This window comes from Nocardia pseudovaccinii, assembly GCF_050942345.1.
GTDB lineage: Bacteria > Actinomycetota > Actinomycetes > Mycobacteriales > Mycobacteriaceae > Nocardia > Nocardia pseudovaccinii.
In genome coordinates this window covers 1266687-1292284 of record NZ_CP192074.1, presented here as the reverse complement: position 1 = coordinate 1292284, position 25598 = coordinate 1266687, and the positions used below count along the sequence as shown (strand labels likewise).

At 64.6% G+C, this 25598-nt stretch carries 20 protein-coding genes; 1 reads left to right on the top strand and 19 read right to left on the bottom strand.

Going from position 1 to position 25598, the window contains the following annotated elements; all coding sequences use genetic code 11:
- Nucleotides 1–108: 108 nt before the first annotated feature.
- The 15 genes from ACQPZ2_RS06015 to rplJ all read right to left on the bottom strand — a co-directional run bounded on the left by ACQPZ2_RS06015 (nt 109) and on the right by rplJ (nt 20766).
- A complete protein-coding gene (locus ACQPZ2_RS06015) occupies nt 109–4062 on the bottom strand; it encodes a DNA-directed RNA polymerase subunit beta' (RefSeq protein ID WP_433524652.1) in 3954 nt (1317 codons plus the stop codon).
- Nucleotides 4063–4168: 106 nt separating this feature from the next.
- The gene (locus tag ACQPZ2_RS06010; protein ID WP_433524651.1) at nt 4169–7672 is read right to left on the bottom strand and encodes a DNA-directed RNA polymerase subunit beta; all 3504 of its coding nucleotides are present in this window, start codon (nt 7670–7672) and stop codon (nt 4169–4171) included.
- 420 nt (nt 7673–8092) lie between these two features.
- Entirely contained in the window at nt 8093–8803 is a 711-nt protein-coding gene (locus ACQPZ2_RS06005; protein WP_433524650.1) for a hypothetical protein, read from the bottom strand.
- 11 nt (nt 8804–8814) lie between these two features.
- A complete protein-coding gene (locus ACQPZ2_RS06000) occupies nt 8815–9507 on the bottom strand; it encodes a hypothetical protein (protein WP_433524649.1) in 693 nt (230 codons plus the stop codon).
- Nucleotides 9508–9557: 50 nt separating this feature from the next.
- Nucleotides 9558–10799 carry an MCE family protein gene (locus ACQPZ2_RS05995; protein WP_433524648.1) on the bottom strand — a complete coding sequence of 414 codons (1242 nt, stop codon included), beginning with the start codon at nt 10797–10799 and terminating at the stop codon, nt 9558–9560.
- Nucleotides 10796–12031 (bottom strand): MCE family protein, encoded by a 1236-nt coding sequence (locus tag ACQPZ2_RS05990; RefSeq protein ID WP_433524647.1) that lies wholly within the window; start codon nt 12029–12031, stop codon nt 10796–10798. The genes ACQPZ2_RS05995 and ACQPZ2_RS05990 overlap by 4 nt, the downstream gene beginning before the upstream one ends.
- Nucleotides 12028–13302: an MCE family protein gene (locus ACQPZ2_RS05985; protein ID WP_433524646.1), complete on the bottom strand. Its 1275-nt coding sequence runs from the start codon at nt 13300–13302 to the stop codon at nt 12028–12030. Before ACQPZ2_RS05985 ends, ACQPZ2_RS05990 begins: the two co-directional genes overlap by 4 nt.
- A 1-nt stretch (nt 13303) precedes the next feature.
- Nucleotides 13304–14314, bottom strand: coding sequence for an MCE family protein (locus ACQPZ2_RS05980; RefSeq protein ID WP_433524645.1), 1011 nt, complete (start codon nt 14312–14314; stop codon nt 13304–13306).
- Nucleotides 14314–15381, bottom strand: a complete 1068-nt coding sequence (locus tag ACQPZ2_RS05975; RefSeq protein ID WP_433527335.1) for an MCE family protein — start codon at nt 15379–15381, stop codon at nt 14314–14316. The genes ACQPZ2_RS05980 and ACQPZ2_RS05975 overlap by 1 nt, the downstream gene beginning before the upstream one ends.
- 8 nt (nt 15382–15389) lie before the next feature.
- Nucleotides 15390–16742 (bottom strand): MCE family protein, encoded by a 1353-nt coding sequence (locus tag ACQPZ2_RS05970; protein WP_433524644.1) that lies wholly within the window; start codon nt 16740–16742, stop codon nt 15390–15392.
- Nucleotides 16743–16784: 42 nt separating this feature from the next.
- Nucleotides 16785–17585 (bottom strand): MlaE family ABC transporter permease, encoded by an 801-nt coding sequence (locus ACQPZ2_RS05965; protein ID WP_063045471.1) that lies wholly within the window; start codon nt 17583–17585, stop codon nt 16785–16787.
- 69 nt (nt 17586–17654) lie between these two features.
- Nucleotides 17655–18416, bottom strand: a complete 762-nt coding sequence (locus tag ACQPZ2_RS05960) for an MlaE family ABC transporter permease (RefSeq protein WP_063045457.1) — start codon at nt 18414–18416, stop codon at nt 17655–17657.
- A 44-nt stretch (nt 18417–18460) separates the two neighbouring features.
- Complete coding sequence (locus ACQPZ2_RS05955; RefSeq protein ID WP_174566289.1) at nt 18461–19537, bottom strand: ABC transporter ATP-binding protein; 1077 nt, start codon at nt 19535–19537, stop codon at nt 18461–18463.
- 241 nt (nt 19538–19778) lie between these two features.
- On the bottom strand, nt 19779–20159 hold the full coding sequence (gene rplL / locus ACQPZ2_RS05950; protein ID WP_040696004.1) for a 50S ribosomal protein L7/L12: 381 nt from the start codon (nt 20157–20159) through the stop codon (nt 19779–19781).
- A gap of 67 nt (nt 20160–20226) precedes the next feature.
- Nucleotides 20227–20766 (bottom strand): 50S ribosomal protein L10, encoded by a 540-nt coding sequence (rplJ, locus tag ACQPZ2_RS05945; protein WP_040696007.1) that lies wholly within the window; start codon nt 20764–20766, stop codon nt 20227–20229.
- A 428-nt stretch (nt 20767–21194) separates the two neighbouring features.
- Here rplJ and ACQPZ2_RS05940 point away from each other — a divergent pair, with 428 nt between their 5' ends.
- Nucleotides 21195–22793, top strand: coding sequence for an MFS transporter (locus ACQPZ2_RS05940; RefSeq protein WP_433524643.1), 1599 nt, complete (start codon nt 21195–21197; stop codon nt 22791–22793).
- Nucleotides 22794–22810: 17 nt separating this feature from the next.
- Here ACQPZ2_RS05940 and ACQPZ2_RS05935 read toward each other — a convergent pair whose 3' ends face one another.
- The 4 genes from ACQPZ2_RS05935 to nusG all read right to left on the bottom strand — a co-directional run bounded on the left by ACQPZ2_RS05935 (nt 22811) and on the right by nusG (nt 25498).
- Nucleotides 22811–23344, bottom strand: a complete 534-nt coding sequence (locus ACQPZ2_RS05935) for an NADPH-dependent FMN reductase (protein ID WP_433524642.1) — start codon at nt 23342–23344, stop codon at nt 22811–22813.
- A gap of 97 nt (nt 23345–23441) precedes the next feature.
- A complete protein-coding gene (rplA, locus tag ACQPZ2_RS05930; protein WP_063045450.1) occupies nt 23442–24155 on the bottom strand; it encodes a 50S ribosomal protein L1 in 714 nt (237 codons plus the stop codon).
- Nucleotides 24156–24232: 77 nt separating this feature from the next.
- A complete protein-coding gene (gene rplK, locus ACQPZ2_RS05925; RefSeq protein WP_040696015.1) occupies nt 24233–24667 on the bottom strand; it encodes a 50S ribosomal protein L11 in 435 nt (144 codons plus the stop codon).
- 51 nt (nt 24668–24718) lie between these two features.
- Nucleotides 24719–25498, bottom strand: a complete 780-nt coding sequence (gene nusG / locus ACQPZ2_RS05920) for a transcription termination/antitermination protein NusG (protein ID WP_063045469.1) — start codon at nt 25496–25498, stop codon at nt 24719–24721.
- Nucleotides 25499–25598 lie beyond the last annotated feature (100 nt).

Below are 25598 nucleotides of genomic sequence, written 5' to 3'. Positions count from 1 at the left end.
GCGAATCTGCGTCCACCGCCCTGATCCCGAGCACAGCGGATAGCAGCTGGACGACGCAAAACGGCCCCCGCTCCAGGAGGGAGCGGGGGCCGAATGCTGTTAGCAGGGTCAGCGGTAGTCGCTGAAACCGTAATCGTCGAGCGGGACCGCGGCACCGGTGGTGGTGCCGAAGCTGTCGGGGCTGTAGTAGGTGTCGTCGTAGGACGGCACCGCGTACGCCGCGGCACGAGCCTCTTCGGTCGGCTGGACCTGGATGTTGCGGTAGCGGTTGATACCGGTACCGGCCGGGATCAGCTTGCCGATGATCACGTTTTCCTTGAGGCCGATGAGCTTGTCCGAGCGGCAGTTGATGGCCGCGTCGGTCAGGACTCGGGTGGTCTCCTGGAAGGATGCCGCCGACAGCCACGAATCGGTCGCGAGCGACGCCTTCGTGATACCCATCAGCACCGGGCGCCCCGCCGCGGGCTCATTGCCCTCGGCGACGACACGACGGTTGGAGGCCTCGAACTCGGAACGCTCGGTGAGCGAACCGGGCAGGAACTCCGTGGCACCCGAATCGATGATCGTCACGCGACGCAGCATCTGACGCACGATGACCTCGATGTGCTTGTCGTGAATCGACACACCCTGCGAGCGGTAGACCTCCTGGACCTCGTGGACCAGGTGGATCTGCACCTGACGGGGGCCCATCACGCGCAGCACCTCGTGCGGATCCGCCGCGCCTTCCAGCAGCTGCTGGCCGACCTCGACGTGGTCACCGTCGGAGAGCAGACGCTCGGTGCCGTCGTCGTGCTTGAACACACGCAGACGCTGACGCTTCGAGAGCTTGTCGTAGACAACCTCTTCGCCACCGTCATCCGGGATGATGGTGATCTTGTAGAAGCGATCGTCGTCCTCGAGCCGCACCCGACCCGAGACCTCCGCGATCGGCGCCTTGCCCTTGGGCACACGAGCCTCGAAGAGCTCCTGCACACGGGGCAGACCGCCGGTGATGTCGTCGCCCGCGACACCACCCTGGTGGAAGGTACGCATGGTCAGCTGGGTACCGGGCTCACCGATGGACTGCGCGGCGACGATACCGACGGCCTCACCGATGTCGACCAGCTTGCCGGTCGCCATCGAGCGGCCGTAGCAGGTCGCGCAGACGCCGGTGCCGGTGGTGCAGGTCAGCACGGAGCGAACCTTCACATCGGTGATACCCGCGTCGAGCAGCGCCTCGATGGCCGGGTCGCCGAGATCGGCGCCCTTACCCACCACGACGTTGCCCTTGGCATCCAGCGCGTCCGCCGCGAGGGTACGGGCGTAGGCACTGGTCTCCACGTGCGCGTCCCGGATCAGCGAGCCGTCGAGCTGCTTCTCCGCGATCGGCACCAGGATGCCGCGCTCGGTGCCACAGTCGTGCTCGCGCACGATGACGTCCTGCGAGACGTCCACCAGACGACGGGTCAGGTAACCCGAGTCGGCGGTACGAAGCGCGGTGTCGGCCAGACCCTTACGAGCACCGTGGGTGTTGATGAAGTACTCCAGCACCGTCAGGCCCTCACGGAAGGAGGACTTGATCGGCCGCGGGATGAACTCACCCTTCGGGTTGGTAACCAGGCCCTTCATACCGGCGAGGGTACGAGTCTGGGTGAAGTTACCGGTCGCGCCCGAGTCGACGATCGTGATGATCGGGTTGTCGGCCGGGTAGTGCGAACGCAGCGCCTTACCGACCTCTTCGGTCGCTTCCTGCCAGATCTTGACCAGGGCGTTGTTGCGCTCCTGGTGATCGAGCGCACCACGCTGGTACTTCTTCTCGATCTGATCGGACTGCGCCTCGTAGCGCTCCATGATCTCGGTCTTCTCCGGCGGAACGAGCACGTCCGACATCGAGACCGTCACGCCGGAACGGGTGGCCCAGTAGAAGCCCGCGTCCTTCAGCTTGTCGACGGTCTGCGCGACCACGATCATCGGGTAGCGCTCGGCCAGATCGTTGATGATCGTGGCCTGACGCTTCTTCGGCATCTGCTCGTTGATGAACGCGTAGTCCGCCGGGAGCAGCTCGTTGAACAGCACGCGACCGAGGGTGGTCTCGGCGATCCACGCGTCGCCGCGGTTCCAGCCGTCCGGGAACTGCTCCGCCTCGATTGCCTTCGGCGGGCGCTGGTCGGTGAGACGCACCTTGATCAGCGAACGCACGGTGAGCTCAGCGCGGTCCACCGCCATCTGCGCCTCGGCGGGCGAGGAGTACACGCCCTGCTCCGGTGCGTCCTTGGTGGCCGCCTGGTACTCGCCCTTCGCGCCCTCTTCCAGGCGGGTCAGGTAGTACAGACCGGTCACCATGTCCAGACGCGGCATGGCCAGCGGACGACCCGAAGCAGGCGACAGGATGTTGTTCGAGGACAGCATCAGGATGCGGGCCTCGGCCTGCGCCTCCGCGGACAGCGGCAGGTGCACGGCCATCTGGTCACCGTCGAAGTCGGCGTTGAACGCCTCACAGACGAGCGGGTGCAGCTGGATGGCCTTACCCTCCACCAGCTGCGGCTCGAAGGCCTGGATGCCGAGGCGGTGCAGGGTGGGCGCACGGTTCAGCAGCACCGGGTGTTCGGCGATGACCTCTTCGAGGACATCCCACACCTGGGGACGCTGCCGCTCGACCATCCGCTTGGCGGACTTGATGTTCTGCGCGTGGTTCAGATCGACCAGACGCTTCATCACGAACGGCTTGAACAGCTCCAGCGCCATCAGCTTGGGCAGACCGCACTGGTGCAGCTTCAGCTGCGGACCGACGACGATGACCGAACGGCCCGAGTAGTCGACGCGCTTGCCGAGCAGGTTCTGACGGAAACGACCCTGCTTACCCTTGAGCAGATCGCTCAGCGACTTCAGCGGGCGGTTACCCGGTCCGGTGACCGGGCGGCCGCGGCGGCCGTTGTCGAAGAGTGCGTCCACGGACTCCTGCAGCATCCGCTTCTCGTTGTTGACGATGATCTCGGGCGCGCCAAGATCGATCAGTCGCTTGAGGCGGTTGTTGCGGTTGATCACGCGGCGGTACAGGTCGTTCAGGTCGGAGGTGGCGAAGCGGCCACCGTCGAGCTGAACCATCGGGCGCAGCTCCGGCGGGATCACCGGAACGGCGTCGAGCACCATGCCCATGGGCGAGTTGCCGTTGGCCTGGAAGGCCGCGACAACCTTGAGCCGCTTGAGCGCGCGCAGCTTCTTCTGGCCCTTACCGCTGCGGATGGTCTCGCGCAGCGATTCGGCCTCGGCGTCGATGTCGAAGTTCTCCATCAGCTTCTGGATGGACTCCGCACCCATGGCGCCGGTGAAGTACTCGCCGTAGCGGTCGATCAGCTCGCGGTAGAGCACCTCATCGACGATGAGCTGCTTGACCGAGAGCTTGGTGAAGGTGCTCCAGATCTCGTCGAGCCGGTCCAGCTCGCGCTGGGCGCGGTCGCGCAGCTGACGCATCTCGCGCTCGCCGCCGTCCTTGACCTTGCGGCGGACATCGGACTTGGCGCCCTCGGCCTCGAGCTCGGCCAGATCGGCCTCGAGCTTCTGGGCGCGGGCCTCGAGATCGGCGTCGCGCTGATCGGCGACGGCCTTCTTCTCGACCTCCATCTCGGCCTCGAGCGTGGAGAGCTCGTTGTGACGCAGCTCCTCGTCGACGCCGACGATGACGTAGGCGGCGAAGTAGATGATCTTTTCCAGATCCTTCGGCGCCAGGTCGAGCAGGTATCCGAGGCGCGAAGGCACGCCCTTGAAGTACCAGATGTGGGTAACCGGAGCGGCCAGCTCGATGTGGCCCATCCGCTCACGGCGCACCTTGGCGCGAGTCACCTCGACGCCACAGCGCTCACAGATGATGCCCTTGAAGCGGACGCGCTTGTACTTACCGCAGTAGCATTCCCAGTCCCGGGTCGGACCGAAGATCTTCTCGCAGAACAGGCCGTCCTTCTCCGGCTTGAGCGTGCGGTAGTTGATGGTCTCCGGCTTCTTCACCTCGCCGTAGGACCACTGGCGGATGTCTTCGGCGGTGGCCAGACCGATCCGGAGTTCATCGAAGAAGTTGACGTCTAGCACGTAACTTCCTTTCCCCTATTCGGGTCGAATTCGAGCAAAAAGTTCACTAGTTGGTCGAGCGCGGAGGCCGGATGTCGTCGGCGTGCACGCCATCCGGCCCTACCGCCTAGTTCGCCAGATCGTCGACGGTCGCGGCTTCGTTCCTGGACAGGTTGATGCCCAGGTTCGCGGCCGCGCGCTCCAGATCCTCATCATCGCCGTCGCGCATCTCGATCGCCGCGCCATCCGAAGACAGCACCTCGACGTTGAGGCACAGCGACTGGAGCTCCTTCAGGAGCACCTTGAACGACTCCGGAATGCCCGGCTCCGGAATGTTCTCGCCCTTGACGATCGCCTCGTACACCTTCACGCGACCGACCACGTCGTCGGACTTGATGGTGAGCAGCTCCTGCAGCGTGTAAGCGGCGCCGTAGGCCTGCATGGCCCAGCACTCCATCTCACCGAAGCGCTGACCACCGAACTGCGCCTTACCACCGAGCGGCTGCTGGGTGATCATCGAGTACGGACCGGTCGAACGGGCGTGAATCTTGTCGTCGACCAGGTGGTGCAGCTTCAGGATGTACATGTAGCCGACGGCCACCGGGTACGGGAACGGCTCACCGGAACGTCCGTCGAACAGCGTCGCTTTGCCGTTGTCGTCGACCATGCGCTCACCGTCGCGGTTCGGCAGGGTCGAGGCGAGCAGACCGGTCAGCTCCTCTTCACGAGCGCCGTCGAACACCGGGGTGGCGATGTTGGACTCGGCCGGGGCCGCCAGCATCTCCTCCGGCAGCGCCCTTGCCCAGTCCGGACGGGAACCGTCCGAGGCACCGACATCCCATCCCGCCTTGCCGATCCACCCGAGGTGGGTCTCCAAGATCTGGCCGATGTTCATACGACGCGGCACACCGTGGGTGTTCAGGATGATGTCCACCGGGGTGCCATCCGGCATGAACGGCATGTCCTCGGTGGGGAGGATCTTGCCGATGACACCCTTGTTGCCGTGGCGACCGGCCAGCTTGTCGCCGTCCTGGATCTTGCGCTTCTGCGCCACGTACACCCGGACCAGCTCGTTGACGCCCGGAGGCAGATCGTCGTCGTCCTCGCGCGAGAACACACGGATGCCGATGACCTTGCCGGACTCACCGTGCGGCACCTTCAGCGAGGTGTCGCGCACCTCGCGCGCCTTCTCACCGAAGATCGCGCGCAGCAGCCGCTCCTCCGGGGTCAGCTCGGTCTCACCCTTCGGGGTGACCTTGCCGACCAGGATGTCGCCGTCACGAACCTCGGCGCCGATGCGCACGATGCCGCGCTCGTCCAGGTCCGCGAGGACCTCGTCGGAGACGTTCGGGATGTCCCGGGTGATCTCCTCGGCACCGAGCTTGGTGTCGCGGGCGTCGATTTCGTGCTCCTCGATGTGGATCGAGGTGAGCACGTCCTCTTCGACGAGGCGCTGCGACAGGATGATCGCGTCCTCGTAGTTGTGGCCTTCCCACGGCATGATCGCCACCAGCAGGTTCTTGCCGAGCGCCATCTCACCGTTCTCGGTGCAGGGACCATCGGCGAGCACCTGACCGGACTCGACGCGCTGACCCTCGTCCACGATCGGCCGCTGGTTCGCGCAGGTGCCCTGGTTCGAACGGGCGAACTTGCGCATCCGGTAGCTCTTGCGGGTGCCGTCGTCGGCCATCACAGTGACGTAATCGGCCGAAACCTCTTCCACCACACCGGACTTCTCGTTCACCACGACGTCACCGGCGTCGACCGCGGCGCGCAGCTCCATACCGGTACCCACGATCGGGGATTCGGAACGGATCAGCGGCACGGCCTGGCGCTGCATGTTCGCACCCATGAGGGCACGGTTGGCGTCGTCGTGCTCGAGGAACGGAATCATCGCGGTCGCGACCGAAACCATCTGGCGCGGCGAAACATCCATGTAGTCGACCTCGGAGGCGGGGACGAGTTCGTTCTCGTCGTTGCCCCGGCGGCAGAGCACGCGCTCCTCGAGGAAGCGGCCGTCGGCGTCGACCGGCGAGTTGGCCTGCGCACGGACGTGGCGGTCCTCTTCGTCGGCGGTGAGGTACTTGACCTCATCGGTGACCTTGCCGTCGACCACCTTGCGGTACGGCGTCTCGATGAAGCCGAACGGGTTGACCCGCGCGTACACCGACAGCGAACCGATCAGGCCGATGTTCGGGCCTTCCGGGGTCTCGATCGGGCACATGCGGCCGTAATGCGAGGTGTGCACGTCGCGGACTTCCAGACCGGCGCGCTCACGGGACAGACCACCCGGGCCGAGCGCCGAGAGGCGACGCTTGTGGGTCAGACCCGACAGCGGGTTGTTCTGGTCCATGAACTGCGACAGCTGCGAAGTTCCGAAGAACTCCTTGATCGCGGCCACGACGGGACGGATGTTGATCAGGGTCTGGGGTGTGATGGCCTCGACGTCCTGGGTGGTCATCCGCTCGCGGACCACGCGCTCCATGCGGGACAGGCCGACCCGGATCTGGTTCTGGATCAGCTCGCCGACGGTGCGCAGGCGACGGTTGCCGAAGTGGTCGATGTCGTCGACCTCGACCGGCACCTCTTCGCCGCCCGGCGCGGTCATCGCCCGATCACCAGCGTGCAGACGCACCAGGTACTCGATCGTGCTGACGATGTCTTCCTTGGTGAGCACCGATGCGGTGATCGGCTCGCCCAGGTGGATGCCGAGCTTCTTGTTGATCTTGTAGCGACCGACGCGCGCCAGGTCGTAGCGCTTCTCCTTGAAGAACAGGTTCTCCAGCAGGGTCTGCGCGGACTCCTTGGTCGGCGGCTCGCCCGGACGCAGCTTGCGGTAGATGTCCAGCAACGCCTCGTCCTGACCGGCGGTGTTGTCCTTCTCCAGGGTCGACATCATGATCTCGGAGAAGCCGAAGCGCTCGACGATCTCCTCGGTGGTCCAACCCAGTGCCTTCAGCAGCACGGTGACCGGCTGACGACGCTTGCGGTCGATGCGCACACCGACGGTGTCGCGCTTGTCGACATCGAACTCCAGCCAAGCGCCACGCGACGGAATGACCCGCACGCTGTGCAGATCCTTCTCGGTGCCCTTGTCGACGCTGTGATCGAAGTACACACCCGGCGAACGCACCAGCTGCGAGACGACGACGCGCTCGGTGCCGTTGATGATGAACGTGCCCTTATCGGTCATCATCGGGAAATCACCCATGAAGACCGTCTGGCTCTTGATCTCACCGGTGTTGTTGTTGATGAACTCGGCGGTCACGAACAACGGCGCCGCGTAGGTCATGTCCTTGTCTTTGCACTCGTCGATGGAGGCCTTGACCTCCTCGAAACGAGGATCAGAGAAAGAAAGGGACATCGACCCGGAGAAGTCCTCGATCGGCGAGAGCTCCTCGAGCACCTCCTCCAGACCGCCTGTTAGTCCGCCGTCGCCGCGAGCCGCGGCTTTCTCACGCCACGAGGGCGAGCCGATCAACCATGCAAATGAGTCGGTCTGTAGATCGAGAAGTCCGGGCACCTCCAAGGGTTCACGGATCTTCGCGAAAGACACCCGCAACGGGGCTCCGGGGATTCCGGCAACTGCCTTGGTCTGGGTGGAGACTGCCAAGATGCGTCCTTCCAGCACCTCACGCGCGTCGCGTGGTGGTCCGCGACCGTCGCTTGTCTGCTACGAATTCCGCTGGATACAACCCGAACGAAACCCGAACAGGCAACAACGGAAGTAACACCGGAAGGTGGAACTTACGTGTGCAAATCGAGGTATGGACAGGAGGCAGCCAGCGCAACGTCCAACCGTACACCCATACGCAAGGTGGTGTCAAAGTACCACCCGAACAAGCCTCCGTGTGGCGGCACGCCGTGACCGTTATGGCCGCATTCCGGGTCCGAATCGCTGGCTGCGTCGGGAGCCACGGGGCGCGAGAAGCCACTGTGACAGCTGCCGCTGTTGTGAATAGCGTGACGTGTCCGGCGAAACTCGTCAAGTGGCGGGCCCGACCCGGTGATCAGCCAGATCCCCTGCCCCGCTGGGCTTATGCCGCCGAAATCACTGGTCGACGATGGCCGCGGCCAGCCACTTGCCGTCCACCTTCTGCATTTTCAGCACGATCGGACCGGAGGCGCTCTGCTGGGCGACGCCGTTCTTGTTCGCGCTGACCACGAAGTTCACCAGCAGCTCGGCCCTGTCCTCGGTGAGCAAGGTCACCCCGATCGGGTCGGCGAGGGCATCGGCGCTGGTCTGCGCCTGTTTCAGGGCGGCGAGATTGGTATCGGCGTACTTGTCGAAATCGGCGAGCATCTGCCCGGTGACGACACCGTGCACCGCATCCTTGTAGCCGTCGAGCTTGTTCACGTCATAGGCGTAGATGGTCTTCAACGCGTGCGACGCGGCCGCGGTCACCTCTTCGGTGGCCTTGGTGTCCACGTAGGCCTCGTTGGAATCGTCGATGCCGGGACGGAACGCCGCGACCGCGGCGAAGGCCCCCAGCAGCACAGCGACAAGGAGAAGGGCCGCGACCACGCCCCACCCCGCGCCCGGACGCAACCGCTGCGACCACGGCCGCGACGGCTCCGCGGGCTGCGGAGCAGGCCCGACCGGTTCCGCGCTACCGGCGACCTTCGTCCGGCGCTTCGGGGTCGCTTCGTCGGCCGCCCGAGTGCTGCGGCGCGTGCTGACGGCCCCGGTGTTCGCCGCCGTGCGGCCGACGGTGGGACGGTTGCGGGGAGTGACCCGATTGACTGGTCGACGAGATGCCATGACGGGTTCTCCTACGATCCGGGCTTGGGCGCGGGTGTCGCACCGGGCTGTGCCGCAGTCGGCTGATTCAGCGGGATCGGCTGACTCAACGGACTCGCCTTCTCGGCCTTCCAGACCTCACCCTGCTTGACCAGATCAAGGGCCCAGGTCTGACGGTAGGAGTACGGCGCGACATCCGGGACGGTCCTGGTGGTCTGCAGCACGATGAGCGCGGAGGCGTGGTCGCGCTCGGAGTTCAGCGCGGTCAGCGACGACCCGACGACCTTGGACTCCAGCTTGGTCTTGGCCTGCGTGGCCTGCTCGCGGAACTGCTCCTGGGTCTTGGTGGCGTCGTCGAGCAGCGATCCGGTCATCGACGACTGGATCAGCTTGATCGAACCCTCGACATCATTGGGATCCAGCGACATCAGGTTGATCGCGGCCTGCCTGGCATCGGCGAGCGCGGTATCGCGCGCCTCGACGCGCGGACCGTCGGTGAAGAAGGCCGCGCGCACCCAGCCGGTGCCGAACCAGACCGCGGCGATCAACGCGACCACCAACGCGGCGGCCGCCACCAGGGTGACCGCGAGTCGTCCGCGGGGTGCGTCCGCGGGCGCGACCGCCGGGCGCACGGGATCCGATGCCGTCGCGTCATGCGCTGCGGCATCAGCTTCCGTGGAATCGGAGCCGGTTACCGGCGTTTCCTTGGACATGTCGATGCTCACAGCCAGACACCCTAACTATTGTTACTGCGGCGTAGCCGCGTAGGTCCTGTTCACCGCTTGGGCGTGACCCCCAACAGGGTGGCCATCTGCACGGCGATCGGGTTCAGATTCAGCTTCTCGGGATCGGTCTTGGGGTTGGCATCCCAGGGCTGCACAATGCTCGGATCCGCCAGATCGGCGCGCATTCCGCCGCGCACCGCGGTCGGATTACCGAACGGCACAGTGCATTTCGCGTCCTTGTTGAACGGGAACTCGTCGCGGGTGTCGTCGAAGTCCGGATTCTCCCGCTTCATCTGGTCGAGGATCGCCTTGGTGCCCTCATAGCCCTGGGTGCACGCGGGCGGGTTGTTCGCCTCCAGCACCAGGCCGAAGTGGCTGGTGCCGTCGCCGGGCGCGGTGGACGACGCGCCGATGGACAGCCCCGGCAGCATCTGCAGCAGCGGACGCAGCGCGTAGAACTTCGGCGAGATGGTCAACAGCAGCTGACGCAGGTTGGTCAGATCCTCGGTGAGCGCGCCGCCGCTCTCGTTCAGCAGCGCGGTGATCTGCTGGCCGGCATCGGTGCCGGTGCCGATGAGCCGCCGGATATCCGGATCGCTCGAGCGCAGTTGAGCGGTGAGTAGGTCGAGGCCCTGGCTGAACTGCCGGATGTAGCCCGACTGCTCGGCTTGGGTGCCCAGTGCGATCCGACCGTCGCGGATCAACTGGATCGTCTGCGGCAGGCTGTCGTTGAACGTGGCGGTGAACTTGTTCAGCGAATCGACGAAGACCTTGAGGTCGTCGCCCTTGCCGTCGAAGGCCTTGCCGAGTTCGGTGACGGTGGTGTTGAGCGCGGTGAGATCCACCGAGCGAGTGAAGGTGTCCACGCTCTGGACCAGTTGCTCGACCGAAATCGGAGTCGTCGCCGAGGTGATGACCGAACCGTCGCGCAGATACGGGCCCTTATCGGAATCGGGCTGCAGATCGAGGTACTGCTCACCGATGGCCGAACGGTTGGCGATCACCGCCTTGGCCGACTCCGGAATCTTCGGCCCACTCGAATCGAGCACCAGGCGGAGAGCCACACCCTTGTCGGTGAGTTCGAGACTGCCGACCCGGCCGACCGGGACGCCGCGGTAGGTCACCTCGGCGCCCTTGTAGATGCCGCCGGTCTGCTTGGCGTCGACCCTCACGTTGTACTCGCCGATGCCGAGCATGTGATCGAGCCGAACGTATTTGGCGCCGACGAAAACCACGCCGAGCACCGCGATCACGGCGAACGCGACCAGCTGGTAGCGCACCAGACGGGTCATCGCTGACCACCTCCGATCTGGTCGAGAATCGCCCCGAGCGGATTGGCGGGCAGCTGCGGCAGGCCAGCGGGGTAGCGCGGAATATTGGGTGGCAGCGGCAGCAGCGATACCGTCGGCCAACCCGGGCGCGGACCATTGCCGCCGTAATACGGGTTGGTCGGATTCACCGGCACCTCGGGGCCGTAGGGCGGCGGGATGTACACCGGATCTCCCTTGCCGACACCGAGGTTGCTGAGCGTGACGCCGATCTGCTGATCCACCGAGAGCCAGGTATTCACCTGACCACCGAAGGTGCCCTCCAGCGTCGAGTCCGGGAATGGATAGGTCGGTATCAGCGGCAGCGCGGTGACCAGATCCGGTGCGGCCTTGCCGAGTTCCTGCAGCGTCGGACGCAGTGAGGTCAGATCCTTGATCAGATCGTCCTTCGAGTGGTTCAACACGTCGAAACCGGCCTGACCCACCCGATCCAACTGCGCCAACAGCGAAATCAGTTGTGGCCGTTGCTCGTTCAGGATCTTGATGCCCTGCGGCAACTCATCGATGATCTTGCTGATCTGATCGGTCTGGGTGCTCACCCGACCGCTCAGCGTGGCGAGTCCGTCGATGGCCCTTGTGATGTCGTCGACCTGCTCGTTCAGCCCGCCGATCAGGGTATTGGCCTGATCCAGCAGCGAGCGCACGCGCTCCTCACGGCCGCCGAGCGTCTTGTTCAGCTCCGTGACGATGGGTTGCAGCTGCGCGACGCCGCCACCGTTGAGCAGCAACGACAGCGCACCGAGCACCTGCTCGATCTCGGTCGCGTGCCTGGTGTGGTCGGCCGGGATGACCGAACCATTGGCGAGTTTCTTGCTGTCGGGTTCCTCGGCCGGCTTGGACAGTTCGATGAACTTCTCGCCGAGCAGATTCGACTGCCGCACCTCGGCCCGCGCATTGGCGGGCAGGTCGACCGAGGAGTTCACCAGCGCGCGCACGCTGGCCGTCCAACCGTCCGGAGCCAGGGCGATTTTCTCGACGCGGCCGACCGCCACGCCCTCGACCTTGATCGCGGACTGCGGCACCAGATCGAGCACATCGTCGAACCGGATATCGATGGTCATCGGGTGGTCGCCGACATCGGCGCCACCGGGCAGCGGCACCGCGTAGATACCCTCGGACGAGCACGAAGTCACCAGGACCGTGCTCATGCCCACCACCAGCACCGCGCTGGCCACGGAACGGATTCGCCTGTTCATCGCTGGCCACCTCCCTGCGAGGGCGGAAGTTGATCGGACGGTGTACCGGGAACCGTGCCCGGCACCGGGTCGCGCTGCTGGTTGTCATTGCTGAGGATGCCGAACGGCAGGATCAGCGTCGGCGTCTTCACACCGGCGGTGATCTGATCGGTGATCTCCTTGCAGTGATCCAGAATCGGGCGCATCTGTTTGCCGAGCGCCTCGAACTTCGGATCACCCGGCATCAGCTTGCTCAGATCCAGCATCTTGCACACCGCACCGAACGGATCCTGCAGATCGGTGAAGTTGGCGCGCATATCGAGAGTGCCGGATTCGGCGTTGTGGATATTGATCAGATTGCTCAGCGCCAGCGGCAGCACCGGCAGTGCCGCGGCCAGATCGTCACGCTGCTTGGCCAGCGTCGCGGTGAGCGTGGTCAGGCCCTGGGCATTCTGCTGGATCAGATCCCGGTTCTCGTCGATGAATCGGGCGACATCGCCGAGTGCGACCGACAGCAGGTTCAGCGCCGCGCCAAGATCCTGGCGTTCCCCCGCGAGGAAGGTCGACAGATCCGCGAGCTGGGCATTGAATTGCCGCACCTGCTGGTCGTTCTGGGCCAGCATGGTGACGAAGGTCTGCAGATTCTTGACGGTGTCGAAGATATCGCCGCGGGCGTCGCCCAGGTACCGCGCCGCGCGCGAGAGCTGAGTGATGCTGTTGGCCAACGCCTCTCCGTTGCCCGCCAGATTCGCGGCCGAGGTGCGCACCAGTTGGTTCACCGCGCCCTGGGCGTTGGCGCCGTTGGGGCCCAACGCATCCGAGAGTTCGGTGATGCTCTTGTACAGCTGATCGACCTCGACCGGGGTGACCGTGCGATCGCGCGGAATGGTCGCGTTGCGGGCCATTTTCGGTCCGCCGGTGTAGGCCGGGGTCAGCTGGATGTAGCGGTCGGACACGATCGACGGCGTGATCTGCGCGGCCTTGGCATCGGCGGGCACGTCGATGCTGCGGTCGACGCTCATCACCACCTTGACCTGTTCGCCTTGCGGCTCGACGGAATCCACCTTGCCCACCGGCACACCGAGGATGCGCACATCCGAACCCTCGTAGATGCCCACGGAGCGGTCGAAGTACGCGGTGATCTTGGTCGTGGTCATCCGGTCGAAAACCCACCAGAGGGCGCCTGCCAGGACCAGCGCCACGATCACGCCGATCGCGATGGTCGCCTTGGTGCCGCGGCGCGAGGTCCGCAGCGCGGTGATCGGCTCCTTACGAGGCCAGTTCACCCCCATGTCAGTTACCTCCCATGGTGCGCACCGGCGGCCGATCGCCCGGAATCTCCGGCAGACCGGGCGGGAGCAGGTTCACGATCACCGCGTCGAACCAGCGCCCGGTACCGAGCACATTCGCGTAGAGGCCGTAGAACGGCGCCGCGAGTTCCAGCGTCTTGGAAATGTTCTGCTGATTCTTGTTCAGCAGGTCGATGGAGGCCGCGAGGTTGGTCAATGCCGGCCCCATCTGCTTCTCGTTATCGGCGACCAGCGCGCTCAGTTCGGCCGACACCGTCTTCGCGCCGGTGAGCAGCTGTGCGATGGACTGCTGGCGAATGTTCAACTCGGCCAGCAACTGTCCGCCGTTGGCAAGCAGGCGCTCGAACTGCTGATTGCGGTCGGCGAGCACACCGGTGGTCTGCCTGGTCGCCGCGAACAGCTTCTTGAGCTCCTCATCGCGCTTGCCGAGCGTCTCCGAGAGCCGAGCCACGCCGTCGATGGAGTTGCGGATCTCCGGCGGGGTGGTCTCGAACGCCTCCGAGAGCACCCGCATGCTGGTCGCCAGCTGTGCGGTGTCGATCTGGTCGATGTTCTTGGCCGCATCGCTGAACGCGTCCACCACGTCGTACGGAGATACCGTGCGCGACAACGGAATCACCTTGCTCGGATCGGCGGGCTCGGAGCCCTTCGGATCCAGCGCCAGGTACTTCTGGCCGAGCACGGTCTTGATCTGGATGGAGGCGGTGGTCTCGTTGCCGACCCACGCGTCCTGGGTACGGAAGTCGACGAGCACCTTATTGCCGTCGAGCCGGACATCCGATACCGCACCGACCTTCACACCGGCGATGCGAACCTCATTGCCCTTCTTGAGGCCCGCGGCCTCGGAGAACTGCGCGGTGTACTTGGTGCCGGCGCCGATGATCGGCAACTTGTCCAGGAAGAACGCGGAGATCGTCACGAGCAGCACCATGGCCAGGCCGAGCACACCCAGGAACGCGGGGCTGCGCTTGCCGAGCAGGATCCGGTCGTCCATCAGTGACCACCCTTCCCCTGGCACCGCGGCGCGGCATTGGTGTAGAGCGGCTGGTTGACCGTCGGCAACCCGGCAGGGAGGTTGAGCTGCGGCGCATCTACCGCGCCCGGTCCGACCACGATGTCGATACCGCACAGATAGAACTGGAACCAGGAGCCGTAACTGCCGGCGCGGCCGAGCTTCTCCATCTTGATCGGCAGATTCGTCAGCGCCGTATTCACTTCGTCCTTGCGCTCGTCGAGAGTGCCGGTGAGCTGGCTGAGCCCGGCGATCGAACCCTGCAGCGTCGGGCGGGTCGGCACCAGCAGATCCGCGGTGGCCGAGGTCAGATTGGCGAGCGAGGTGACCGAGCTGCCGATGGTGTCGCGTTCGGCGGCCAGTCCGCTGACCAGTGCCTCGGTATTGACGATCAGCTGATCGAACTGGCCCTCGCGTTCGTTGACCGCATTGAGTACGGCCGTCAGGTTGCGCACCAGATCACCGATGACCGCGTCCTTGTCGGCGATCTTGTTGGTCAGGTTCGCAGTGGTCGCCACCAGATCGTGGATGGTGCCCTGCTCCCCTTGGAAGACCTGGATGATCTCGTAGGACAGCTTGTTCACGTCATCGGCGGTCAGTGTCTGGAACAGCGGACGGAAGCCGTTGAACAGTGTGGTCAGGTTCAGTGCGGGCCTGGTGTGCTCGAGCCCGATGGTCGCACCCTTGTTGAGTTTGCGGCCTTGCTCGCCCGTGCCCTGGTCCAGCGCGATATAGCGCTGGCCGACCAGGTTGCGGTACTTGATGGTCGCCGTCGTGGACGCGGGCAGCCAATCGCGGTCGGTCAGTTCGAATCCGACCTCGGCCTGGCGCTTGTCCACGATCTTTACGCTGGTGACCTTGCCGACCCGGACACCGGCGATGCGCACCTCGTCACCTTTATTGAGCGAGGTGACATCGGAGAAGCGCGCCGTGAACGCGGTGCCGCCGCCGGTGTAGTTGGCGATCGAGAGCCCGAGGATCGTCGTCGCCAACAGCGTGACGACGACGAAGATGACGAGTTTGGTCAGCGGCCCGCCGAGGCCGCGCATCGCTTCCTTCATCGCACGCTCACCTCGCTGCCACGGAATGCGGGTGCACCGATCCTGGTGACCCAGCTGGGCACCTGGTCGGGCGAAACACCGTTCGCCGCACCGTAGATCGTGCCGAGAGTCTGCTGTTCGGCGGGCGAACCGGCCGTGGTCGGCACATTCGCGGCCGGGTACATGCCGAACTGCGGCACCGGTAGCTTGCCGCTGTCCTGGTCACCCGGATTGCGGCTCGGCACCTGGTAGGAACCATCGTTGATCGGTCCGCCGGTGTACTGACCCGGATCGGTGAAGACCGGGTATTCCGGCAGGCACCAAGGCCCGCGGGTGTCCAGCCAGCGCGGCTCGTCCTGGTTGGGCAGGTACTTGCCGCGGGTGTTGGTCAGCTCGATGGTGACTCGCGAGCCGGGCCGCTTGGTGCCCATACCCATGAGCTGGTCGATGCGCGGCTTCATCTTGGCGAAGTTCGCTATTGCGCAGGTGTAGGTCGGCGAGTAGGTCGCCAGCTGTTCCAGCGCGGGCCGCGAGTCGGCGGCCACATCGATGATGTTGTCGCGGTTGGCGATCAGGAAGTCCGCGGTGGTGGCCGCGGTCGGATTCAGCGTGGCCAGCAGGGTGTCGATCTGCGGACGACGCTGCACGATGGTCGCGTTGGTGGTGCGCAGGTTGTCGAATGCGTCGACCAGCTGCGGCAGCGCATCGGAGTAGGTGGCGGCCACATCGGCGAAGCTCACCAGATCCTGCTTGAGATCCGGCATGACCCCGTTGACCTCACGGAAGATGTGATCCAACTTCTCCACCGTCTCACCGAGCGCCAGACCCTGACCCGAAAGCGCTTGGGACAGTGCGCCGAGCGTCGAGGCGAGATCCTGGGGCGGAATCGCCTGCAGCAGTGGCAGCACATCGTCGAGCAGCTTGCTGATCTCGATGGCATTGCCACTGGTGTCCTGATGCAGGGTCACCCCCTCGGTCAGGTGCTGCTTACTCGGCTCGTCCGGGATGACCAGATCCACATACCGCTCGCCGAACAGCGTCTTCGGCAGCAGCCGGGCCGTCGCATTGACCGGAATCTGCTCGGCCTTACCGGGATCGATCGCGAGGTCGAGGGTCACCTTGCCGCCCTCGGACCGGCTGGACCTGACCTCGCCGACATTGACGCCGCGCACCTTCACATCGGCATTGCGGGTCAACGCATTTCCCACGCTGTCGGTGATCAGTTCGACCCGGACGGTATCGACGAACGCCTTGTTGTAGATCGCGACCGTGGTGACCAGGAATAGTGCGCAGACCACGAAGAATGCGATACCGAGCAGCCGGACGCGCAATTTCTCGGTCGCGCGCCACATCTGCACGTGATTACTCATGACGGCACCTCACTGCCGCTCCCATTTCGATGATCCGCGTGCTCATCCGGCAACCCGCACTGTCGTAGTAGTTCCCCAGATTGCGAGGCTCAGGAAGAAATCGAGCACATTCACGAGCACGATCGCCGCGCGCACCGCGCGACCCACCGCGACGCCGACACCGGCCGGTCCGCCGGTGGCATTGAAGCCGTAATAGCAATGCACCATGATGATTACGAATGCGAAGACCAATACTTTGACGAATGAATACAAGACGTCTTCTGGTGGCAGGAACAGACTGAAATAGTGGTCGTAGGAACCACTGGATTGTCCGTTGAACCAGATGCTGATCATTCGCGACGCCAGGAATGTGCCCAGCAGGCCCACGATGTAGAGCGGGATGACCGCGAGGAAGCCCGCGATCACCCGGGTGGTGACCAGGAACGGCACACCCGGCACCGCCATCACCTCGAGCGCATCGATCTCCTCGGAGATCCGCATAGCGCCCAGCTGGGCGGTGAAACCACAACCCACCGTCGCCGATAGCGCGAGCGCCGCGACCAGCGGCGCGATCTCGCGGGTGTTGATGTACGCGGTGAGGAAGCCGGTCAGCACCGAGCTGCCGAGCGAATCCAACGCCTTGAAGCCCTGCAGGCCGACGACGACGCCGACCGAGCCGGACATGAACACGATGACACCGATGGTGCCGCCGATGACAGCCAGCGCACCACTGCCGAAGGTCACCTCGGCGAGCAGCCGCATGACCTCCTTGCGGTAGTGCACCGCGGTGCGCGGAATCCAGGCGATGGCCTTGGAATAGAACGACATCTGATCGCCGGCGCGATCGACGACATTCACCGGCATGCGCGCGATCTCACGGACCCGGCGGGCGGATTTCGCCAGGACCGGGGGACGGTACGAGGTGGCCACGGGTCAGGCGCCCTTGGCGGGGACGACCTGCAAATACACCAGTGTCAGGATCAAGTTCACGAAGAACAGAACCATGAAGGTGATAACCACGGATTGGTTCACCGCGTCTCCGACTCCTTTCGGGCCCCCTTTGGGATGCAACCCCTTGTACGCGGCGATCACGCCTGCGATCAGACCGAATACCAAGGCCTTGATCTCGCCGATCCACAGGTCCGGCAGTTGGGCCAGCGCGGAGAACGAAGCGAGGTAGGCGCCGGGCGTACCGCCCTGCAACCCGACATTGAAGAAATAGCCGCCGGCGATGCCGACCACCGATACCAGACCGTTGAGCAGCAGCGCGACCAGCATCATGCCGAGTACGCGCGGCACCACGAGCTTCTGCACCGGATCGACGCCGAGCACCTCGAGTGCGTCGATCTCCTCACGGATGGTGCGCGAGCCGAGATCGGCGGCTACCGCCGATCCGGCCGCGCCCGCGATGATCAACGCGGTGACAACGGGGGCGGCCTGCTGGACAGTAGCCAGGACGCTGGTTGCGCCGGTAAACGATTCGGCGCCTAGTTGTTTGATCAGAGAGCCGGTCTGCAGCGCGACAACCGCACCGAACGGGATGGCAACCAGTGCGCTCGGCAAGATCGAGACACTCGCGATGAACCACGACTGCTCGATGAATTCGCGCAACTGGAAAGGCCGTTTGAACGTCTTGCGCATAACGTCGATGAACAGCGCAAAGATGTTGCCGGCCTGGCCAAACCCCGACTCCATTGGAGTCCGCAATCGCGCCAGGGTGGAATTCACGATCGCAGATGTTACCCGTTAGTTGTGTTGTGGCGCACGGTAGTGTCGAATGACCCACCCTCGTATCCGCCCAGCTCGCTGTTCTGGTACGCCATCACCTGCGTGTCGTCGTTCTGCTCAAGTGACTCACGGATAGCCGCCTGGGCCGCATGCGGCAGGGTGTGCATGATTTCGCGGACGCGCGCCTGACGGCGAAGCACCGCCTGACGCACCGGCATGCCCGGAGTGGCCCGCATCTGCGGGATGATGCCCTCGACCTCTTCGGCGCCACCGTGATGGTGCCCGGCATCCACGAGGGCCTGCTCGCGGGCCATCTGCGCCTCGTCCTTCTCCTCCGACATACCGATCGGACCGATCATCCGACCGTTGAGGAACTGCTTGACCACCGGCTCCTCCGAGGTCAGCAACACCTCACGCGGACCGAACATCACCAGCGAGCGACGGAACAGCATCCCGATGTTGTCGGGCACGGTGCGCGCCAGGTTGATGTTGTGGGTCACGATCAGGATCGTCGCGTCGATCTGAGCGTTGATATCGATCAACAGCTGCGACAGATACGAGGTACGCACCGGGTCCAGACCCGAGTCGGGCTCGTCGACCAGGATGATCTGCGGATCCAGCACCAGCGCGCGAGCCAGACCGGCACGCTTGCGCATACCACCGGAGATCTCACCGGGCAGCTTGCCCTCGGCACCGAGCAGACCGGTCAGCTCGAGCTTCTCCATCACGATCTTCTTGATGTCCGATTCGGACTTCTTCGTGTGCTCACGCAACGGGAACGCCACATTGTCGAACAGATTCATCGACCCGAACAACGCGCCGTCCTGGAACAGCACACCGAACAGCTTGCGGATTTCGTAGAGCTCCTTATTGGAGCAGGTGGTGATATCGGTGCCGTCGATGAAGATCGAACCACGCTCCGGACGCAGCAGACCGATCAGCGACTTCAAAAAGACGGACTTACCGGTACCCGAGGGGCCGAGCAGCGCGCTGACCTCACCCGAGGGCAGCGTCAGTGAGACGTCCTGCCAAATTCGCTGTGAACCGAAGGACTTGGTAACACCCTCGGTCCTGACCTCGACGCCCACGCCAACCTCCACAAATTCTCAGCGAGCCACCCACCGGCGAACCGCGCTATTCGGTATCACGGTGTGTCGCATCACAGTGGGTGCGGTCACTGTAACCCATGAGCATGACGCGGCACACCCTTACCTGACCGAAGAGTAACCCCGAATCACTCGCAATATTCGCATTACCGTCGCACGCGTCATGACAACGCAAACGGGCGGCCCCCGATGGGGACCGCCCGTTCGGCGAGTTACTCGCGAATTACTTCACGGAGACCTTGGCGCCGGCCTCTTCCAGCTTCGCCTTGGCAGCCTCGGCGGCGTCCTTGGCGACCTTCTCCAGGATCGGCTTCGGGGCGCTCTCGACGAGGTCCTTGGCTTCCTTCAGGCCCAGGCCCGAGACGATCTCACGGACCACCTTGATGACCTGGATCTTCTTGTCGCCGGCACCCTCGAGGATGACGTCGAACTCGTCCTGCTCCTCGGCGGCCTCGGCCGGAGCGGCAGCGCCACCGACGGCGGCGACGGCGACCGGAGCAGCCGCGGTGACCTCGAACTTCTCCTCGAACTTCTTGACGAAGTCCGAAAGCTCGAGCAGGGTCATGTTGCCGAAGGTCTCGAGCAGTTCGTCAACGTTGGCCATTGTTGTTTCCTTTCGGTAGTTGGTTGTCTATGTGGGCGAAGCGCACGCGATCCACCCGCACGGGGTGTTACTCGGCGGCAGCTCCGCCTTCTTCGGCCTGCTTCTTCTCCTGCAGCGCGGCGGCCAGGCGGGCCACCTGCGAGGCGGGAGCGTTGAACAGACCGGCAGCCTTCGCCAGGTTGCCCTTCATCGCGCCGGCCAGCTTGGCCAGCAGCACCTCGCGGGACTCCAGGTCGGCGATCTTCTCGACCTCGGCAACGGACAGCGCGGCGCCGTCCATGTACCCGCCCTTGATGATGAGCGCCTTGTTCTCCTTGGCGAAGGTCTTGATGGCCTTCGCTGCGTCGACCGGCTCGCCCTTGATGAAGGCGATGGCGGTCGGTCCGACGAACAAGTCGTCCAGGCCAACGACGCCCGCTTCCGCGGCCGCCCGCTTGACCAGGGTGTTCTTGGCGACGGAGTAGGTAGCGCCTTCGCCGAGCGCGCGACGCAGATCGGTGAGCTTACCGACCGACAGACCACGGTATTCCGTGATGACGGTGGCCGACGAGCTCTTGAACTGCTCCGTGATCTCCTCGACCGCGGTGACCTTCTCGGGTTTTGCCATACTTCGCCTCCTCTCTGGATGTCGGTTCGTATTCGAACTGCCGAGTACCAGGGGCCAGCGAAAAGCAAACGCCCCGAACGCAGAGCGTTCCGGGGCGCAGTAGGTGATCGACCCGGGCATTGCCCAGATCGAATCCCAGCCTCGGTCCTCCCTGCGTGGGCCGCCGGCTCGATGCCGGACCTTCGACCACGCCCGAATGGGCGCAGCGACCAACGGTCTTCGGTAGAACGGATTGGGTAGTCATCGAACTCGTCGATTACTTCGGTCCAGAGTAGCCGAACCCGCCCCCATCTGCCAAAACGGCTGCGAACGGAACCCTTCTGCGCCCGAATTGTTGTGGCACAGCTCACAATTCGACCCACTATGTGTCGGACGTCGCGGCAATAATGTGTTACCAAGAGTGACAGTTACTGTTTGACTACCGAACTATGGCAACCTCCATAGTCGATCCACCGGTGCTGTTGGAACGACGCACCAGGCGCTTCATCGCTCTTGCCGTCATCTGTCTGGCAGAGCTGCTGGTCGTCCTCGACAACACCATCGTGAATGTGGCCCTGCCCTCCATCGGAGTGGAATTGGCCACCGGCGTCAGCGGCCTGCAATGGGTCGTCGATGCGTACACCCTGACCTTCGCCGGACTATTGCTTGCCTTCGGCAACCTCGGCGACCGCTACGGACGCCGCCGCGTCATGATGATCGGCCTGGTCGGCATGGCCGTCATGTCGATCGGCGGGGCGCTGTCGGACTCCATGGGCAGTGTCATCGCCGCCCGCGCCGCGATGGGAGTCTTCGCCGCGGCCGTCTTCCCCGCGACGCTGGCGCTGATCATCAATATCTTCACCGATAAGCGCGAGCGCGCCCTGGCCATCGCCGCCTGGACAGCCATGGCCGGCTTCGCCATCGCGATCGGCCCGATCTCGGGAGGCTGGCTGCTGGAACACTTTTCGTGGCATTCGGTCTTCTGGATCAATGTGCCGGTGGCGCTGATCGCCCTGGCCGCCACCTTGATCTGGGTGCCCGAATCACGATCCGTCCAGGTGGGGCGGCTCGATCTGCCGGGTATCGGATTGTCGGTCATCGGCATCACCGCACTGGTATGGGCAATCATCGAAGCGCCGCGCTACGGCTGGCTTTCCACGACCACACTCGGCGTCGGCGCACTCGGCGTCACACTGCTCGCGGCGTTCATCACGTGGGAATTACGCACCGGCGCACCGATTCTCGATATGCGGCTGTTCCGCAATCGCCGATTCTCCATGCCCGCCTTGGCGATTGCGGTCGGCTACTTCTCGATGTTCGGATTCCTGTTCCTTATTACTCAGTACTTCCAAGGGGTGCGGGAGTACACGCCGCTCGAATTCGGTATCGCCTCACTGCCGTTCGCGTTCTCCGTGGCGATCGGCGCACCGATCGCGACGCTCATGGCGACCCGCATCGGCACCACGCCGGTGATCGTATTCGGGTTGTTGCTCACCGGGGCCGGGCTGTATCTCGGCGGGCAGGTCACGGTGGACAGCAGTTATGTCATCGGTGTGCTGCCGTCCATGGTTTCGATGGCGCTCGGCCTGGCCATCGTGCAGGGACCGGCCACCGAATCGATCATGTCGGCACTGCCACTGGACGAAGCGGGCGCAGGGTCGGCGGTCAACGACACCACCCGCGAAATCGGCGGCACCCTCGGCGTCGCGGTGCTCGGCTCGATTGTGGCCTCGTACTACACGACTCGCATCGCCGCGCGCATCGATGCGGTGCCGACAGGGCTGATGAGCGAGAACGAGAAGAGCCTGGTGAAGGCCAGTCCGCTCAGCGTGCTCGAAATGCGCAAGCGCCCGCTGGCGCCGTTCTTCGAAAGCCAGCGCGAAAACCTCATCGTCGCAATGAAAACCGCGGCACTGCAGGGTTCGCATGCGGCATCACTGGTCGCGGCAGGTGCGGTGGTGGTGTGCGCCGTCATCGTCGCCATCGTCCTGCCATGGGGTGCCCAACAGAGCGAGTCCGTCCTGTTGGGCTGGCGCAAGCCGGATTGACCGTCGCGGCGACGAGGTCAGACGCGCGCGGCCTGCCGGACCAGGAGGTCGAGGGCTGCCAGCGCCCCCGTTCGGAATTCTGGGGTGGTGACCAGGCCGTTCGCATCGACGGCATCGCGTGCGACGGGAAGGCGAGCGCAGGTCGCCGGATCGACGATCGCGCCGACATAGCCGAGCACCGTTGTCAGGCTCGCGGCCGCACCTTCGCCACGCCCCTGCGCGGCGACATTGAGGAAGGCGGTCGGCTTTTCGTAGAGGTCGGCGGCGCCGACGGTCCAATCGAGCAGGTTCTTGAAACTGCCGGGCAGCGTGCCCGCGTACTCCGGGGTGCAGAGCAGGACCGCGTCAGCGCGGGACATATGTTCGTGCAGTGCGACAACCGAGGGATGTCCGGTCCCGTCGTCATCCGGACTGAAGGCGGGGAGTTCGGATAGGCCGTCGTACCAGAAGGTTTCGACCCCCTCCGGGGCGATCGCCGCAACGGTGCGCAATGCGGCGGTATTCGTCGAAGCACTGCGCGTACTTCCGGAGATGAGCAGAACAGCGGTCACCTCAGTGGCAACGATCGCCGCACGCGAATTAGTCCGGCGACAAAGCAAAGGGCGGGAACGCGATTCGCGTTCCCGCCCTTGTGTGCTGGGGTGCTACTTACGCATCCTCGTCGAGGAGGTTGCGGGTGCGGTTCGGGTCCACCGGGATGCCCGGTCCGGTGTTCGTCGAGACCGTCACCTTCTTGACGTAGCGGCCCTTGGCGGTCGACGGCTTGGCACGCAGGATTTCGTCCAGCGCGGCACCGTAGTTCTCCACCAGCTTGGCATCGTCGAAGGACGCCTTGCCGATGACGAAGTGCAGGTTGGCCTGCTTGTCGACGCGGAAGTTGATCTTGCCGCCCTTGATGTCGTTGACGGCCTTGGTCACATCGTTGGTGACCGTGCCCGTCTTCGGGTTCGGCATCAGGCCGCGCGGGCCGAGGACACGCGCGATCCGGCCGACCTTGGCCATCTGGTCCGGGGTGGCGATCGCGGCGTCGAAGTCCAGCCAGCCGCCCTGGATCCGCTCGATCAGATCCTCGGCGCCGACGGCGTCCGCACCGGCGGACTCGGCCTCGGCGGCCTTCTCACCGGCCGCGAACACGATGACGCGGGCGGTCTTACCGGTGCCGTGCGGCAGGTTGACCGTGCCGCGAACCATCTGGTCGGCCTTGCGGGGATCCACACCGAGACGAACGGCGACCTCGACGGTCGCGTCGGTCTTGGTGGTTGCGGTCTCCTTCGCCAGTCGCGCGGCGGCCAGCGGGGAGTAGAGCTGAGTGCGATCGACCTTCTCGGCCGCGGCGAGATACGCCTTGCTTCGTTTTGCCATGATTTTCTGTCCTTAATGTGGTTCAGAAGTGGTTATCGGGTCTGGCCGACCCTCCCACCGGGATTGCGAGTGCGAACTCACGCCTCGACGGTGATACCCATCGAACGCGCGGTACCCGCGATGATCTTGGCCGCCTGGTCGATGTCCTTGGCGTTCAGATCTTCCTGCTTGGTCTTGGCGATCTCCCGGACCTGGTCCATGGTGACCTTCGCGACCTTGGTCTTGTGCGGCTCGGCCGAGCCCTTCTGCACACCGGCGGCCTTGAGCAGCAGCTTGGCGGCGGGCGGGGTCTTCAGCTTGAAGTCGAAGGTCCGGTCCTCGTACACCGAGATCTCGACCGGAATGACGTTGCCACGCTGCGACTCGGTCGCGGCGTTGTACGCCTTGCAGAACTCCATGATGTTGACGCCGTGCTGACCGAGCGCGGGGCCGACCGGAGGGGCCGGGTTCGCCTGGCCGGCCTGGATCTGAAGCTTGATGATCCCGGCGAGCTTCTTCTTCTTGGGGGGCATCTTTCTTTCCTAGGGTTTTTGTGTCCTTGCTCTTTGCAAGATTCGGGGGTCCTAGATCTTCGCGACCTGAGTGAACGCCAGCTCGACCGGAGTCTCGCGACCGAAGATCGACACGAGCACCTTGAGCTTCTGCTGCTCGGCATTGACCTCGGAAATGCTGGCGGGCAGCGTCGCGAACGGGCCGTCCATCACGGTCACCGACTCGCCGACCTCGAAGTCGACCTCGATGACCGGCTTGGGCGCGATATCGGTGGCGGTCGAAGCCGCGGCGGCGGCCTCGGCAGCGGGCTTCTTCTGCTGCTGCGCGGCCGGGACCAGGAACTTCACCACGTCGTCGATGGAAAGCGGCGACGGCCGCGAGGTGGCGCCGACGAAACCGGTCACACCGGGGGTGTTGCGCACCGCGCCCCACGACTCGTCGTTGAGTTCCATCCGGACCAGGATGTAACCGGGCAGCACCTTGCGGTTGACGTGCTTGCGCTGACCGTTCTTGATCTCGGTGACCTCTTCGGTCGGCACCTCGACCTGGAAGATGTAATCCTCGAGGTCCAGGTTCTGCACGCGGGTCTCGAGGTTGGCCTTCACCTTGTTCTCGTAACCGGCGTACGAGTGGATTACGTACCAATCGCCGGGGGCGCGCCGCAGCGCGGCCTTCATCTCGGCAACCGGATCGGCGGGTTCGGCATCGACAGGAGCGGCCTCGACAACTTCGGCGTCAGCGGCGTCGGATTCGTCGACAACAGCTTCCTCGACGCCCGCGGACTCCTCGACGGTCTGCACCGCTTCGTCGACCGGGAACTCGTCGGTTGTGTCGTTCTCCGGGGTGCTCACTGGGGCACTCGCTTCCTGTGTCGTCACGTACATCCTTTGCGTACCGGGCCTGGCGCGCTGTAACGCGCCGGCTCGGGGTCGGCTACCGGCGTCGGCGGCG

Coding starts and splice junctions, on each gene's coding strand:
- rplA (WP_063045450.1), bottom strand. CDS start 24,155: ATGGCAAAACGAAGCAAGGCGTATCTCGCCGCGGCCGAGAAGGTCGAT.
- rplL (WP_040696004.1), bottom strand. CDS start 20,159: ATGGCCAACGTTGACGAACTGCTCGAGACCTTCGGCAACATGACCCTG.
- rplJ (WP_040696007.1), bottom strand. CDS start 20,766: ATGGCAAAACCCGAGAAGGTCACCGCGGTCGAGGAGATCACGGAGCAG.
- rplK (WP_040696015.1), bottom strand. CDS start 24,667: ATGCCCCCCAAGAAGAAGAAGCTCGCCGGGATCATCAAGCTTCAGATC.
- ACQPZ2_RS05980 (WP_433524645.1), bottom strand. CDS start 14,314: ATGGACGACCGGATCCTGCTCGGCAAGCGCAGCCCCGCGTTCCTGGGT.
- ACQPZ2_RS05940 (WP_433524643.1), top strand. CDS start 21,195: ATGGCAACCTCCATAGTCGATCCACCGGTGCTGTTGGAACGACGCACC.
- ACQPZ2_RS05990 (WP_433524647.1), bottom strand. CDS start 12,031: ATGAACAGGCGAATCCGTTCCGTGGCCAGCGCGGTGCTGGTGGTGGGC.
- ACQPZ2_RS05970 (WP_433524644.1), bottom strand. CDS start 16,742: ATGAGTAATCACGTGCAGATGTGGCGCGCGACCGAGAAATTGCGCGTC.
- ACQPZ2_RS05965 (WP_063045471.1), bottom strand. CDS start 17,585: ATGCCGGTGAATGTCGTCGATCGCGCCGGCGATCAGATGTCGTTCTAT.
- ACQPZ2_RS05985 (WP_433524646.1), bottom strand. CDS start 13,302: ATGGGGGTGAACTGGCCTCGTAAGGAGCCGATCACCGCGCTGCGGACC.
- ACQPZ2_RS05960 (WP_063045457.1), bottom strand. CDS start 18,416: ATGGAGTCGGGGTTTGGCCAGGCCGGCAACATCTTTGCGCTGTTCATC.
- ACQPZ2_RS06005 (WP_433524650.1), bottom strand. CDS start 8,803: ATGGCATCTCGTCGACCAGTCAATCGGGTCACTCCCCGCAACCGTCCC.
- ACQPZ2_RS05995 (WP_433524648.1), bottom strand. CDS start 10,799: ATGACCCGTCTGGTGCGCTACCAGCTGGTCGCGTTCGCCGTGATCGCG.
- ACQPZ2_RS05975 (WP_433527335.1), bottom strand. CDS start 15,381: ATGCGCGGCCTCGGCGGGCCGCTGACCAAACTCGTCATCTTCGTCGTC.